Source organism: Cryptosporangium aurantiacum (assembly GCF_900143005.1).
Classification (GTDB): domain Bacteria; phylum Actinomycetota; class Actinomycetes; order Mycobacteriales; family Cryptosporangiaceae; genus Cryptosporangium; species Cryptosporangium aurantiacum.
Map to the genome: position 1 here is coordinate 668,408 of NZ_FRCS01000001.1, position 14,272 is coordinate 682,679.

Consider the following 14,272-nt stretch of genomic DNA (forward strand, 5'->3'; position numbering starts at 1 on the left):
CCGAGCGATGATCCCTGAGCCGACCGCCGCGGGTGTGCTGGCGGCGTTGCGGGCACGCGGAGCCACGCTCGCGACCGCCGAGTCGCTGACCGGCGGGATGCTCGCCGCTCGCCTCGTCGACGTGCCGGGGGCGTCCGCGGTGTTCCGCGGGGGCCTGGTGGCCTACGCGACCGACCTCAAGGCGACGCTGGTCGGCGTCGAGAGCGCGCTCCTCGATCGGCTCGGACCGGTCGCGGGCGAGGTGGCCGCCGCGCTCGCCGAGGGCGCGCGGCAGCGGTGCGGCGCCGACTGGGGGCTGGGAACGACCGGCGTCGCCGGCCCCGACCCGCAGGACGGCAAGCCGGCCGGGACCGTCTTCATCGGCGTCGCCGGGCCGGGCGGTGCGCCGGCGGTCCGGGAGCTGCACCTGACCGGCGATCGGCCCGCGATCCGCGCGGCGACCGTGGACGCCGTGCTGTCGCTGCTCGCCGAACGCCTCACCGCCGAGCGGTGAACGCCGCGCCGTAAACGCCGCCTGCGGCGGGAAGCCCGGCGGCGTCCGGGACGTTTGTGTCGTTGATGACCGATGCAGACGAAATCCGACCGGTACCTGACTCCCGGGTAAACGGCGAGCGGTTACGCCCTCGGCAAACGCGGGCGCCCCGACGGCCCGTCACCGTGCCTCGGGCTGGCTGCCCGGAGTACGGTGAGCCCATGCCTGATCCCTGGCAGCTGCGCGAGAGGGGTGCCTGATGGTCCTGCTGCGCCGGATCCTCGGCGACACGCTGCGGGCGCAGCGGCTCGCCCAGCAACGCACTCTTCGTGAGGTGTCCACGGCCGCGAAGGTGAGCCTCGGGTACCTCTCCGAGGTGGAGCGTGGGCAGAAGGAGGCTTCCTCCGAGCTGCTCTCCTCGATCTGCGAGGCGCTCGGCGTCCCGCTCTCCGAGGTATTGCGCGACGTCAGCGACACGCTCGAGGTCGCCGAGACCACGCCCGCCGCCAGCGCGAGCGTCCTCAACGCGGTCGAGCCGGTCGCCGCGCTCAGCGGGTCCGCCCTCGGGGGCGACGGCGCCGAGCTCGAGGTCGTCGGTGCCGGGGTCGGGGGCAACGGGCCCAGCCGGCTCGAGGTCCATCTCGATCACCACCTGGACAGCCACCTGGACGCGCGCGGTCGCCACCGGGTGGTCGCGGCCGCGTGACCGGCCGGGGCCCGGGCGAGCTTCCGCTCGATTGGAGCCTGGCCGAGCGTCCCCCGCTGCGCGGCACCCGCGTGCGCGCGGGCAACGCGATGGCGCGCACGCGAGCGTCCCTGCTGGACGCTGCGGTGCGCCTGGTCGCAGAGCGGGGCACCCGCCGCACGTCGATGACCGACATCGCGCAGGCGGCGGGCATCGCCAAAGGCACGCTCTACAACCACTTCCGTAACAAGGACGAGGTTTTTGCCGCGCTCGTCGAGGCGGAGATCGTTCTGATCGCCGACGAGTGCCGCGGGCTCGAACTGGAGGACGCGCTGGCGGTCGCCGCGCTCCGGATCGACACTCACCCCGCGCTGCGTCGGGTTGCCGACGACGACCCGGCCGCGCTGGCGGCGCTGGTCGGCGCGGACCCCGAGGCCGCGGGGTGGCGTGCGGCACGGTCGGCCGCCGCCGACGTACTGGCTGCCAGCGGCCGTGACCCGCGCGGCGCTGAGCTCGTCGTCCGTTGGTTGACCAGCCACGTCGCCGCGCCGGACGCCGACGAGGCCGAAGCGGGCGCTCGACTGCTCGCCGCGGTTCTTCCGCTCAGGGCTCTGGCTACGGTCTGACCCTGACGCCTACCCTGAGGTTGACCCTGAGCCTGCCGTCGAGAAGGTGACGATGGTGCGCAGGCCTGAGACGATAGGGGAAACGCACCGCACGTCCAGGGTCGAGCACGACTGGTCACCGGCCGGCTCAGCCGCGGCCGGCCCCGGCCTGGTCGCACGCGCCACAGGGAGTTGAGGACACCGATGGCCAACCCGATCATCAAGGCCTGGAAGTACTTCATGGCGTCGTTGGGCGCCACGGTCGACGCACACGCCGACCCGAAGGTGCAGATCGAGCAGGCCATCGACGACGCGAAGAACCAGCACCGAGCGCTCGTCGAGCAGGCCGCCAACGTCATCGGCAACCAGCGTCAGCTCGAACTGAAGCTGTCCCGGCAGATGACGCAAGTCGAGAAGCTGCAGAGTTCGGCGCGCCAGGCGCTCGTCCTGGCCGACAAGGCACGCGCCGAGGGCAACGAGCAGCAGGCGACGCAGTACGAGAGCACTGCGCAGGCGTTCGCGACCCAGCTGGTCGCCGCCGAGCAATCCCTGGAGGACCTCAAGACGCTGCACGACCAGGCGCTGTCCGCCGCGCAGCAGGCGAAGCAGGCCGTCGACAGCAACGCGATGCTCCTGCAGCAGCGGCTCGCCGAGCGGGCCCAGCTCCTCAACCAACTGGAGCAGGCCAAGATGCAGGAGCGGGTCGCCGACTCGCTCCAGGGCATGTCGCAGCTCACCGCGTCCGGAAACGTCCCGAGCCTGGACGAGGTCCGGGAGAAGATCGAGAGCCGCTACGCGACCGCGATGGGCCGGTCGGAGCTCGCCCAGAGCTCGGTCGAAGGGCGGATGCTCGAGGTGCAGAAGTCGGCGCTCGACATGGCCGGCGCCAACCGCCTCGACCAGATCCGCGCGAGCATGTCCGGTGGCCAGCTCGGTCAGGGCCAGCCGAAGCCCGCCGTGCAGGCAGGCCAGGCCGCGTCCGCCCCGCCTGCCGCGGCTACGAACGGTTCGCTCCCCCTCGCCGAGCAGCGTCTGAAGGAACTGCGTGACGCCGACGCAGCCTCGGGCCGGCCGCCGGCATAAGGAGGCCACGTGTTCTCCTTCAATGGCCCCGACGCACGCGCACGGCACCTCCGCGATCTGCGGAAGGCACGGAACCGCGCGCGGGCCTGGGGCGTGTGGGCCGCGACCGTGGGCGGGTCGGCCCTGGTCGCGGTGCCGTACGCGGGGCTGGGGCTGCCCGACATCCTGTGGGCGGGCGCCGCGGGCGGCGCCACCGCGATGGCCCTGCTGCGGCGGCGCGACCACCGGGAGCTAGCCGCGGCGCCGGTGCCCGAGCCGGAAGTGCGGCGAGCCTTGACGATCGGGCAGCGGCTGGCGCCGCTGCTCGGGCCCCGGTTCGGTGCACTGATCGACCATCCGCACCGGGTGGTGCTTCCGGCTGGTTCGCCGGGGGCCGAGGCCGCGCAGCGGCTCAACAACGCCGCGCGGGTGCTGCCGCAGATGCTCGACCGGTTGGGGCCCTACCGCGGGCAGCTACCGGCCGAGGCGGAGTCAGCCCACGTCGCGTTGCGCGATCTCGGCAACCGGCTCGCGCTGGTGGAGCGCACGCTCGCGTCCGCGGCTCCGGAGGCGCGTCCGGCTCTGCTCGCGGCGCGCGACGACCTCGTGGCCCGGTTCGTCGAGGGTGTAGACGCCTACGAGGCGCTCACGACGGCGGCGGCCGAGTGCGTCGCGGCAGTGTCGCGAGGCGGCGAGGACAGCGTGTCGGTGCGGCTCACCGAGGCCGCCGATCGCCTCGCCGGCATGTCCTACGGCCTCAACACCGTTCATGAGACTACGCGCCAGTACGACGTCAACTGACCGGTTGACATTTCGGGCACCAGAAGACTGTTCGTTGGGCGTCGGTGCCTTCGGCGCCGGAGCCGAGCGGCGCGGCGGTGACACGGCTGCCACAGCGGAGGCAGGGCCGCCCGCGCCGCCCGTAGACGTAACGCTCCTGGCCGCGGACCAGCGAACCGGTCGTGGACTGCTCCACGCGGGCGCGGTTCGCGTAGAGCAACCGCTGGGCGGTCGTGACCAGCGCCGGCAGGTCGGCGACCTCGCCGGTCGCGGTCGTCGGATGGACACCCCGGAGGAACAACACCTCCGCGCGGTACAGGTTGCCGATCCCGGCCAAGTTCCGCTGGTCGAGCAGCGCCAGGCCGATCGGGCGCTCCGGCGTCGCGCGCAGCCGTCGCACCGCTTCGTCCGGATCCCAGTCCGGGCCGAGCAAATCGGGCCCCAGGTGGCCGACCAGCGACGACTCGTCATCGGTCGACACCACCGCGAGGTCGTGCAGCCGGGAGCCGACGGCCACGATCTCCTCGGTGGTGAGCACCACCCTGACCTGGTGCCCGGGTGACCGCCAGCGCTCCCCGGGCCGGTACAGCCACCAGTTGCCGTCCATCTTCAGGTGACTGTGCAGCGTGATCCCGTCGGAGAGCCGGATCAGCAGGTGTTTCCCGCGGGCCAGGGCCTCGGTGACGGTGCGGCCGGACAGATCGACCAGCGCCAGCCGCGGGTGGCGGAGATCGGACGAGACGATCCGGCGACCGGCGAGGGCCTGGTGCAGCCGGGCGGCGGTCCGCCACACCACGTCTCCCTCGGGCATGCCCTCATCCTTCCAGCCCGGGATGAGCCGGGCGGCTGCGCATTCCGGACGTGGGCAGGGCACTATGGGAGACCGGCGGGGCGGCCGAGGTACTTCACCTGTGAGCGAGACGAGACGGAGAGCGACGTTCGAATGCCCACCCAGCCTGGATACCGGTATCGCCGCTCCGCGGTAACGGAGGCTCGTCACGGCCAGGATCGCGTGGTCGCGGTCCGACGACGTCCGCGACGCAAGCTGATCGGCGTCCTGGTCGTCATCGTGCTGCTGGTGCCCGCCGGGTTGCTCGCGGCGAAGTCGCTCTACGGCACGATGACCGGCACCGTCGTCGATCCGGAGACCGCGGCGCAGTCGCCGGTCTCGCCGTCCCCCTCGCTGAACCCGAACGACCCGTTCGACGGGACGCCCGCCGCCAAGTACCTCCCCGCCGACCAGGGCATCGTGGTGCCCACCGCGGTCAAGGCCGGTGTCTGGTCGGCGAAGGAAGTCGGGACCGTGCTCACGAAGACCAAAGAGGTCCTGCTCGCGGCCCGCACCGACCCGAAGGTGCTGGGCGGTGACCCGACGAGCTACGTCGAGGCGCTCGCTCCGAACGTGCGGGAGCAGGTCAAGGAAGCGATCGTGAGCGGCACCGACACGCTCGGGTACGTCACGAACCTCGGCGCTGGTTACACGCTCGGGGCACCGATCCGGGGCGTCGGGTCGCTCGCCGTCACCACCGGCTCGCTGAAGCAGCTGATCGTCCGGGCCGACGTCGTCTGGGTGTATCCGCTCGCCGGGCCGCTACCCGAGGAATCGACGGGTGCCGGCGTCCGCCTCGTCGTGCTGCACACGGTGGAGAGCTACGAGTGGTTCCCGTCCAAGGGCTTCGCGGACGAGGACCAGGGCGCGCGGCCGGGCGAGGGGGAACGGGCCGTGTTCAACGCCGACTGCCCGAAGTACCTGAAGGGCGCGCTCGCGCTGCCGGCCACCCCGGTCCAGGATCCGGTCGAGGGCAACGAGGCCGTGTTCGTCGCCACGACCCCGCTCACCTCGTTCCCTACCGGCTGCTGAGCGTGCAGAGGCCCGGCGGACGGTCGCGGTAGATCTCGCGGGCCTCCGCGCGGCTGAGGTTCGCCGTGTACCACGCCTCGTCGGCGTCCACGTGGTACTCCAGCGTCGCGAGCGCGCACGACCGCAGGTCCGGGGGTAGCCGGTCGAGCGCGGGTGCGGCGTCCGCGGACAGGCCCGAGAGGTATCCGACGTCGATCCGGCCGGTCTCGGCATACCGGTCGACGCTGCGTTCGGCGATGAACGCGTCCGGGTTCAGCGCGGCGAGCGCGAGCAGCGTCAGCACTCCGGTCGCGATCACGGTCCGCGGCAGCCAGCGTCCTCGCAGCCGGATCCCGGCGATGCCCACCAGCACGAACACCAGCCCCAGCCAGACCTCGGTCGCCTGGACGAGCAACCGCAGGCGGGTGAAGCCGTAGGCGTCCTCGTACAGCCACATCCGCCGCAGCGCGGACGCGACCACGAGGACGGCGAGCAGGCACAGCGCTCCGAGCAGTACCCGCAGCGTGAGCCGGTCACCGCGGGTCTCCCGCCGCGCGATCCGCACGACGACCGCGACGACCAGCAGCGTCAGCGCGGTCACCGCGAGCAACTGCCAGAAGCCCTGTCGGGCATATTCCGCGTACGTCAGGCCCGCGGTGCGCACGACGTGACGGTTCCCGTCAGCCAGAACGACGAGTTGGACGCCGACGAAGCAGGCGAAGAGGGCTACCAGCGCGCCCAGCGGGATCGCCCACTCGGCCCGGGGCCGTCCGGTGCCGCGCCGGGGGGCTAGCGCGTCGAAGTCCGGTGCCTGGTGGGACAGGCAGGCGCCGATCAGCGCGAGCGCGGCCACCACCGCGAACAGCACGAACCGGCCGATCCACTGCGCCGGGTCGATCTCCGGGACGAGGCCGCCGACCAGGTCCGCGAAGACCGGGTCCGCACCGGCGAAGAGCCCGCCGAACACCAGCAACAGGAGGACTGAGGCGGCCGTGATCGCGAGGGCGCGCCCGACCGGCAGGCGGCGGCCGCGGACGCGCGGGACGACGCCCCGGCCGGTCCAGCGGGCGGTGCGGCTGAACGCGCCCAGCGGGGAGAGCGTGCCGAGCAGGATCCCGGTCCAGGAGCGCCCGGCGGTGACCGCGAGGATCGTGGCGAGCAGCCCGGCGAGGACGCAGAGCGTGAGGAGCCAGGCGGCGGTGCGGACGCTCGCCACCCCGAACAGCGCCACGGCCAGCACGGCGAACCCGATCTGCCGCGGCCGGACGGTCTGCGGGCGGGTCGCGAGGGCGGCGAGCAGCACGGCCAGGACGAGGAGCCCGATGCCGACGCCGAGGGCGTCCGCTACCAGGACGGAGGCACCGACAAGCCCCGCGCCTGCTGCTGCGACGAGGACGCCGAACGGGGCGCCGTCCTTCGTGAGCGGCCAGACCCGCGCTGACCACAGCGGCGGCACCGGCGCCGGAGGCGGCCCCCACGGCCCGTGCGCCCCTGTCTGCCCGGGGTTTCGGGGATAGCCCGGGCTCGTCGGCGGCCCTGGCCGCATGCCGGCGGGGACCGGCGCGGGCGGCGCCACGGTCGCCGTCCGCCCCGCCCCGGCCCCGCCCACAGCCACCGCCGGCCCGGCGGAAGCCGCCGCTGTCGGCCCGGCGGAAGCCGCTGTCGGGGTGGTGGCAGCCGCCGCGGGCGCGCCCGCCGCCGGCACGTCCGCGGCCGCTTGGGGCACGCCGGCAGCCGTTGGCGTGGCGCCCGCCGCTGGCGTGGAGGCAGCCGTTGGCGTGGAGGCAGCCGCCGGCGTGGCGCCCGCCGCTGGCGTGGCGGCTGGTTTCGGCGCGGCGGGTTCTCCTGCGGGCGGCTTCGGCGCGGCGGGTTTCGGTTCCGCCCGGCCGCCGGTAGCCGGTTGTTGTGCGCTCGGCGCAGGCTCGGCAGGCGTTGCTGCCGCCGGTTCCGTCGCGCTCGGATCGGGCTTGGCGGGCGTTGACGCCGCCGGTTTCGACCCGCTCGGCTCCGAATCGGGCGGGGGCGTGGACGGTGAGGGATCGGTCACGGTCACTCCGTCAGGTCGACGTCAAATTCGGGCAGGGTGGAGCAGCCGGGCAACCAGCGGTGGCTCGGCGGAGTACGGACGTGATCAGGCGGGCAGCGTCACCTGGATGCGGCAACCGGGGCCGGTGTCGGCGACCGAGATCGTGCCGTCGTGCAACTCGACCGCCCAGCGGGCGATCGCCAGCCCCAGCCCGGTGCCACCGTCGCGAGCGATGGCCGGCGTCGACCCGCGGCTGAACCGGTCGAACACGCGGGTGCGCTCCTCCGGCGGGATGCCCGGCCCCTCGTCGGTCACCTCGAGCAGCAACCCGGTGCCCGGTCGCTGCGCGCCCAGCGAGGGCAACCCGCGAGCCCGGATCAGCACACGTCCCCCGGGCGGGCTGTGCCGGGCGGCGTTATCGAGCAGGTTGGCCACCACCTGGTGCAGCCGCGCCTCGTCGGCGTTGATCTCGAGGTCCGAGGGCAAGACGTCGACCTCGATGTGCGCCTGGCTGACCCCCACGGCTGCTGCCTCGGCCGCCGCGGTGAGGAACGGCTCCAGCTTGACCGGGCTGCGGCGCAGCGGCTCCACCCCGGCGTCCAGACGGGAGAGGTCCAGCAACTCGGTCACCAGCCGCGACAGCCGCTCGGTCTGCCCGAGCGCGACCTTGAGCGTCGCCGGATCGGGCTCGGCCAGGCCGTCCACCAGGTTCTCCAGCACCGCCTGCAGCGCGGTGATCGGCGTCCGCAGCTCGTGCGAGACGTTCGCGATCAGCTCCCGGCGCTGCCGATCGGCGGTCTCCAGATCGGCTGCCATCCGGTTGAACGCCCGGGCGAGTTCCCCGACCTCGTCGCGGGACGTGGCCGGAACCCGCTGGCTGTAGTCGCCGCGGCTCATCGTCCGCGCGGCGGCGGTCATCGCCCGGAGCGGCGCGGTCGTGCCGTGGGCGAGCACCTGCGACATCACCAGCGACACCGTCAGAGCAGTGAACACCGTCCAGGGCGGCAGCCAGCCGATGCTCAGCACGAACACCGTGAATCCCGCCCCGCCGGAGCCGACCAGCAGGATCGCCAGCTTGAGCTTGATCGACCGGATCCGCCCGAGCGGCTGCGGAAGCCGCCGCAGTAGTCCGGCAACGATGTCCCAGAGGCGCCAGGGGCTCATCGGGACGTCTCCCACGCATAACCGACCCCGTGGACGGTGCGAATGCGGTCACCGCCGAGCTTCCGGCGCAGCGCCTTGATGTGGCTGTCGACGGTGCGGCTCCCGCTGCCGTCCGACCACCCCCAGACAGCGGTCAGCAACCGGTCCCGGGGAAGCACCGCCCGTGGCCGGGAGGCCAGGCAGACCAGCAGGTCGAACTCGGTCCGTGTCAGGTGCACCTCGTCACCGTCGACCCGCACCCGTCGTTCGGCGAGGCTGATCTCGACGTCGTCGACGGTCAGCCGATCGGCGCCGACCGGTTCCGCGTCGAGGGCGGCCAGCTCCGCGGCACGGTCGACGCGGCGGAGCAGGGCGTGGGTCCGCGCGACGAGCTCCCGCATGCTGAACGGCTTGGTCAGGTAGTCGTCGGCGCCGACGGCAAGCCCGACCAGCACGTCGGTCTCGGCGTCCCGAGCAGTGAGCATGAGGACCGGAACCGCCCGCTCGGCCTGCAGCCGACGGCAGACCTCGAGCCCGTCGTAGCCGGGGAGCATGATGTCGAGGACGACGAGGTCGTGCGGGCGGGCGGTGAAGGCGGCCACCGCGGCGGGGCCGTCACCGGCCAGCTCGACCGAGAATCCCTCGGCCCGCAGCCGGGTCGCGATCGACTCGGCGATCGTCTGCTCGTCCTCGACCACGAGAACTCGGCGCTCGCTCATGGCGCTGACTGTAGGAGTCGTCGGTGGCGCTTACCGGCGGGGCTTCTGGAGATCCTGTGAAGATCGTGGTGAGGAGTCGTGGCCGACGAGGGGGCGCGCCGGCCACGAACCTGCCTCAGGCGTCGCGGCGGACCAGCACGGCACCGCCCGCCACGAGCGTCACGGCCACCCAGGCGGCGAGTACGACCGCACCGGCTGCCGGCGCGAGCAACTCGATCGGCACGCGGTCGGTGCTGACCGCGTACAGGCTCTGCGCGGCGGCGACCGGCGTGTACTTGAGGGTCGCGTCCTCGACCGACGTGGGCAGCGCGGCAGGCAGCACGGCCGGAATCACGAGGAACGCGGCGACGAACACCGTGATCGCGCCTGCCGTGTGGCGCAGCGCCGTTCCGATGCCCAGTCCCAGCAGCGCTGCGGCGAGCGGATATACCGCAGCGCCCAGCACTGCCCTGGCGACGCCGTCGTCGGTCAGCGCCGCAGCGTCGTCTCTCAGAATGCCCTGCACGACGACGAAGGAGGCCAGGCAGACGAGCAGACCCAGCGGCGCCAGGACCGCGACGAGCACGGTGGCCTTGCCGACGAGCAGCGGCCACCGCCGCGGCACCGCGGTGAGGCTCGCGCGGATCAGACCGGACCCGTGCTCGCCGGTCGCCTGCAGGACGCCGAACACGCCGAGCACCAGCGCCAGCAGATCGAGCCCGAGGAACGTCACGTCGACGGCCTCGGCGGCACCGGCGGTCTCCTCGCCGGATCGGAGCGCGCTCCGGTACGCGTAGCCGAACGCGGTGGCCAGCGCCACGGTCAGCACGGAGGCGGTGCCGAGCGTGACCCACGTCGACCGTAACGACCACAGCTTCGTCCACTCGGAGCGTACGACCCGGCGCTGGGTGACGACCGTGCTCATCGTGCAACCCCCTGGTACTCGACGGCGTCCCTGGTCAGCTCCATGTACGCCTCCTCCAGCGACGCCCGGCGCGGGGTGAGTTCGGACAGCACCAGCCGCCGGCCCGCAGCCACCTCGCCGATCTCCGCGGACGTCAGCCCGCTGACCGTGAGCGTTCCGGTGTCCTCGGCGACCACCGTGGCGCCGCGCCGAACCAGCGTTTCGTGGAGAGCGCCCGGGTCCGGGCCGCGCACCAGCACGCTCCCGACCCCCACCCGGGCGATCAGCTCGTCGAGCCCGGTGTCGGCGAGCAGCCGGCCGCGGCCGATGATCAGGAGGTGGTCGGCGGTAACGGCCATCTCGCTCATCAGGTGGCTGGAGACCAGCACGGTCCGGCCCTCGGACGCCAGCCCGCGCAGCAGCGTCCGCACCCAGAGCACACCGTCCGGATCGAGCCCGTTGATCGGTTCGTCGAGCAGGACGACGCTCGGGTCACCGAGCAGGGCCGCGGCGATGCCCAGCCGTTGCGCCATGCCGAGCGAGTACCGGCCGGCGCGGCGGCGAGCGACGTCCTGGAGGCCCACCATCGCCAGCACCTCCTCCACCCGGCTCACGGGCAGGCCGTGCGTCCGGGCGAGCGCGAGCAGATGCGCGTAGCCGCTCCGGCCCTTGTGCACGGCGCTCGCGTCCAGCAGGACGCCGACCTCGCGCAGCGGGGCGCGGTGCGAGGCGAACGGGCGGCCGTTGACGGTGGCGGAGCCGCTGGTCGGGCGGTCGAGCCCGACGATTATCCGCATCGTGGTGGACTTCCCGGCGCCGTTGGGGCCGAGGAAACCGGTGACCTGGCCCGGTTTCACGGTGAACGACAGTCCGTCCACCGCGACCGTGCCGCCGAATTTCTTGGTGAGTGCGTCGAGTTCGATCATGACGTCCAGTCGAGCCGACCGGCCCTGGTCGGCGGCAGCGCGTTACGTCGGCGATCGAGGCGACGAACGTCGGGCGGATACGACTTTCGTCGCCTTCCGCGGCCCGGTCGGGGCGACGTACGGTCGCGAGGTGAGCCGGGTGCTGGATCCAGCACGGCGCGCAGCCGCCGGGGACGTCCTCGTGGCGGTGGCCGCGTCGGTCATCGCGCTGCTGATGGTGCGCGGCACGCCGTCGCTGCTGCTGCCACACGGCGGCGCGATGCTCGCCGGGCAACTCGTGCTCGCGCTCCTCCTGCTCCGGCGGCGACGCAGACCGGTTCTGGTGGCCTGGGTGACGACGGCCGCCGCGGCGGCGATCGCGGTGTGCGAAGCGCTGGCGCCGGGCACGCTGGTGACGCCGGGCCTGCTCAGCGAGCACGCGTACCCGTGGCTGCCGGCGGCGGCGCCGTTCGCCGCCTACGCCGCGACCGCGTTCGGTGGACGGCGCGGGCTGGTCCCGGCGGCGGTTCTGGTCGCGGTGGCAACGCACGCCTGGGCGCTGCCGCCCGACTCGCCCTGGTTCATCCAGGGACTCGTGTTCGCGGGCGGGCCAGCGCTGCTGGGGCTCTACACCGGCGCCCGGCGGCGGTTGCTCGAGTCGCTGACCGAGCGCACCGAACGCGCCGAGCGGGAGCGTTATCTGCTCGCCGAACAGGCCAGGGCCGAGGAGCGATCGCGCCTCGCCGCGGAGATGCATGACCTGGTGACCCACCGGGTGAGCCTGATGGTGCTGCAAGCCGGAGCGCTCCGGGTCACGGCGTCCGACGAACCCACGCGGCTCGCGGCGGACGAGATCCGGGCCACCGGCTGCCAGGCGCTGGCGGAGTTACGGGACGCGATCGGCCTGCTGAAGGCACCGCCGGCTGTCTTGGTCGAGGCACCGGCGGGGAACCTGGCGGCGCTGGTGGACGAGTCGGGCTTGAACGTGGAGCTGGTCGAGGACGGCGATGCCGGGGTGCTCTCGCCGGTGGTCGGACGGACCGTGTACCGGGTGGTGCAGGAGGCGCTGACCAACGTCCGCAAGCACGCGCCGAGCGCGGACGTCAGCGTGTGGGTGCGGTACGAGGCGGACGGTGTGCGGGTGAGCGTCCGCAACGGACCGCCGGAGGAGCCGCCCGACCCGACGCTCGCGGCCAGCGGCTCGGGGACCGGGCTGCTCGGGCTGGCGCAGCGGGTGGAACTGCTCGACGGTTCGCTGGACGCCGGGCCGGATCGCGGCGGCGGGTTCCGGGTAGAGGCGCAGTTACCGGCCTACGTGCCGACCAGGGTTTCTGGGGTTTCTGGGGTTTCTGGGGTGGCTGGGGTTTCCGGGGCTGGCGGCGAAGCGGCGACCGGGGGTGAGGCCGCGTGATCAGGATCCTGGTCGTGGACGACGAACCGATGGTGTGCGCTCATCTGCGTACGATCCTCGGCTCGGCGCCCGACCTCGAGGTGGTCGACCAGGCCCACGACGGCGCGGCCGCGGTCGAAGCGGTGATCCGGCACCGGCCGGACGTCGTCCTGCTGGACCTGCGGATGCCCGGCGTGGACGGCCTGGCGGCGATCGAACGGCTTACTCGGCTCCCCGAACCCCCGGTGATCGTCGTGCTGACGACGTTCGACGCCGACCACTACGTCACGCGTGCGTTGCAAGCCGGTGCGGCGGGCTTCCTGGTGAAGTCGACGCCCCCGGAGGACCTGATCGGGCTGGTCCGAGTCGCGGCCGACGGGCACACGGTGCTCTCGCCGATCGCGACCCAGCGACTACTGGCGGGAGCCGGAGCGCAACAGGCCGAGCGGGAACGCGTACGGGCGTTGCTCGCCGACCTGACCGAGCGCGAGACCGAGGTGCTGGCGTGTCTCGGCGCCGGCTTGTCGAACGCCCAGATCGGAGCCCGCCTGTACTTGGCCGAAGCCACGGTCAAGGGCTACGTCTCCCGCGTGCTCCTCAAACTGGGTTGCACCAACCGCACCCAAGCCGGCCTCTTGTGGGCGGGCCGGGCGGGGGCCTGAGCAGATTGCATTTGGAAGGCCTATAACCCTCGTAAATGCAATCTGCTTCGGCGGGAGCGCCGCTCAGATCCGGCAATTCGGGCCGCAGCGGGTGGGGGTTCCTGTCCAGCCGCGGGTGCGGAGGACGGTGGCTACCTCGGCCGCCACCGCGCACGGTCGCCGGCGCACGTCTTGCCAGCCGTAGCGGAGCGTCGCCTCGCCGCGTACCGCCGCCGCATTGTCGCGACTCATATCTCGCCGGGCCGCCGCCGTCGACTGGTGGACGGCGGCTCCGTCCAGCTCGATCGTGGTGCGGTACTCGCGATGGTGCACGTCCTGGAAGTTCCCGCCCACCGCCCGCTGGCGCTCTCCGACCGGGAGACCGTGCGCACGCTCCACGTCGACGAGGAAGCGCCGCTCCAGTGCGGAGTGCGCGCCACCGCCCGCGTCGTCGATCAGATCCAGAATGTCCCTGCGGCCGGGCAGGTTCCGACGCTCCAGCGCGAGCGCCCGCACGTCCGGAAGTGCCTCGGGGTACTGCTGCGCTACTCGGCCGAGCACGGCAGCGGCGTCGTCCGGCCGGCCCTTCGCCACTGCGCACAGCTCGAGAGCGGTGATCGCCACCGCCGTCCGCGGCGGATAGCCGGTGGGTACCGGCGTGTCGCGTGCGTGGTGCACGACGATGCCACGCCGGGAGCGGGTTCCGCGGTGCCTGGGCACGGTGACGTGGACCGCACGGAGGTTCCGGGCGGGCAACAGGCGCCAGAGCACGCCGGCCGTCTCGTGGCTGAGCACCGCGTCCGGGCCGGCGTGCAGGAGCGCGACCCAGATCCTGGTCAGGAAGGGCAGCGGGCCGGTGAAGGTTACGTAGATCCCCGGGATGGGGCGCTGCCAGCGTTTCGCGGCGAGGTTCGCGGCGATGTCGGCCGCACTCACCCCATGCGCCAGGAGCTGCGTACGTGACACGGCGCCCTGCTGGTGCGCGAGCAGCGTCTGCCAGCCCTGCCCGCTGAGCGCCGTACCCATCCCGCCACGCTGACGGCGCCGAACAGCTCCGCGCAGTGGCGCCGCTCGGATCTGTGGACGAGCGCAACGCCTGTGGATGAGCGCGCGGCTCAAGC

Annotated in this window: 15 protein-coding genes; 8 read left to right on the forward strand and 7 right to left on the reverse strand. The window is 73.0% G+C overall.

Features of this window, described 5'->3' with window-relative positions:
• The first annotated feature begins 7 nt into the window (after positions 1-7).
• The 5 genes from BUB75_RS02890 (at position 8) to pspM (ending at position 3,625) form a co-directional block, all read left to right on the forward strand.
• Positions 8-493: a CinA family protein gene (locus BUB75_RS02890; RefSeq protein WP_073251106.1), complete on the forward strand. Its 486-nt coding sequence runs from the start codon at positions 8-10 to the stop codon at positions 491-493.
• 238 nt (positions 494-731) lie between these two features.
• Positions 732-1,178: a helix-turn-helix domain-containing protein gene (locus tag BUB75_RS48050; RefSeq protein ID WP_143174998.1), complete on the forward strand. Its 447-nt coding sequence runs from the start codon at positions 732-734 to the stop codon at positions 1,176-1,178.
• A complete protein-coding gene (locus BUB75_RS02900; protein WP_073251109.1) occupies positions 1,175-1,783 on the forward strand; it encodes a TetR family transcriptional regulator in 609 nt (202 codons plus the stop codon). Before BUB75_RS48050 ends, BUB75_RS02900 begins: the two co-directional genes overlap by 4 nt.
• Before the next feature lie 183 nt (positions 1,784-1,966).
• Positions 1,967-2,845 carry a PspA/IM30 family protein gene (locus BUB75_RS02905; protein WP_073251111.1) on the forward strand — a complete coding sequence of 293 codons (879 nt, stop codon included), beginning with the start codon at positions 1,967-1,969 and terminating at the stop codon, positions 2,843-2,845.
• Positions 2,846-2,854: 9 nt separating this feature from the next.
• Positions 2,855-3,625: a phage shock envelope stress response protein PspM gene (pspM, locus tag BUB75_RS02910; RefSeq protein ID WP_073251113.1), complete on the forward strand. Its 771-nt coding sequence runs from the start codon at positions 2,855-2,857 to the stop codon at positions 3,623-3,625.
• On the opposite strand, the gene BUB75_RS02915 is transcribed toward pspM, so the two are convergent.
• Positions 3,618-4,415, reverse strand: a complete 798-nt coding sequence (locus BUB75_RS02915) for an Fpg/Nei family DNA glycosylase (protein WP_073251115.1) — start codon at positions 4,413-4,415, stop codon at positions 3,618-3,620. The genes pspM and BUB75_RS02915 overlap by 8 nt on opposite strands.
• A 201-nt stretch (positions 4,416-4,616) precedes the next feature.
• Here BUB75_RS02915 and BUB75_RS02920 point away from each other — a divergent pair, with 201 nt between their 5' ends.
• Positions 4,617-5,465, forward strand: coding sequence for a hypothetical protein (locus BUB75_RS02920; protein WP_073251117.1), 849 nt, complete (start codon positions 4,617-4,619; stop codon positions 5,463-5,465).
• Here BUB75_RS02920 and BUB75_RS02925 read toward each other — a convergent pair.
• From BUB75_RS02925 to BUB75_RS02945, 5 genes are all read right to left on the reverse strand, one after another.
• Complete coding sequence (locus tag BUB75_RS02925; RefSeq protein WP_218617255.1) at positions 5,452-6,900, reverse strand: DUF4153 domain-containing protein; 1,449 nt, start codon at positions 6,898-6,900, stop codon at positions 5,452-5,454. The two genes, BUB75_RS02920 and BUB75_RS02925, sit on opposite strands and share 14 nt — an antisense overlap.
• A gap of 675 nt (positions 6,901-7,575) precedes the next feature.
• Positions 7,576-8,634: a HAMP domain-containing sensor histidine kinase gene (locus tag BUB75_RS02930; protein ID WP_073252676.1), complete on the reverse strand. Its 1,059-nt coding sequence runs from the start codon at positions 8,632-8,634 to the stop codon at positions 7,576-7,578.
• Entirely contained in the window at positions 8,631-9,332 is a 702-nt protein-coding gene (locus tag BUB75_RS02935) for a response regulator transcription factor (RefSeq protein WP_073251119.1), read from the reverse strand. Before BUB75_RS02935 ends, BUB75_RS02930 begins: the two co-directional genes overlap by 4 nt.
• Positions 9,333-9,447: 115 nt before the next feature.
• A complete protein-coding gene (locus tag BUB75_RS02940) occupies positions 9,448-10,236 on the reverse strand; it encodes a hypothetical protein (protein WP_073251121.1) in 789 nt (262 codons plus the stop codon).
• Positions 10,233-11,141, reverse strand: coding sequence for an ABC transporter ATP-binding protein (locus BUB75_RS02945; RefSeq protein ID WP_073251122.1), 909 nt, complete (start codon positions 11,139-11,141; stop codon positions 10,233-10,235). Before BUB75_RS02945 ends, BUB75_RS02940 begins: the two co-directional genes overlap by 4 nt.
• A gap of 130 nt (positions 11,142-11,271) precedes the next feature.
• On the opposite strand from BUB75_RS02945, the gene BUB75_RS02950 reads away from it, so the two are divergent.
• Both BUB75_RS02950 and BUB75_RS02955 read left to right on the forward strand, forming a co-directional pair.
• The gene (locus tag BUB75_RS02950) at positions 11,272-12,531 is read left to right on the forward strand and encodes a sensor histidine kinase (RefSeq protein ID WP_218617256.1); all 1,260 of its coding nucleotides are present in this window, start codon (positions 11,272-11,274) and stop codon (positions 12,529-12,531) included.
• The gene (locus tag BUB75_RS02955; RefSeq protein WP_073251126.1) at positions 12,528-13,172 is read left to right on the forward strand and encodes a response regulator; all 645 of its coding nucleotides are present in this window, start codon (positions 12,528-12,530) and stop codon (positions 13,170-13,172) included. The genes BUB75_RS02950 and BUB75_RS02955 overlap by 4 nt, the downstream gene beginning before the upstream one ends.
• Before the next feature lie 63 nt (positions 13,173-13,235).
• Here BUB75_RS02955 and BUB75_RS02960 read toward each other — a convergent pair whose 3' ends face one another.
• Positions 13,236-14,177, reverse strand: coding sequence for a DUF559 domain-containing protein (locus BUB75_RS02960; RefSeq protein ID WP_073251129.1), 942 nt, complete (start codon positions 14,175-14,177; stop codon positions 13,236-13,238).
• Positions 14,178-14,272 lie beyond the last annotated feature (95 nt).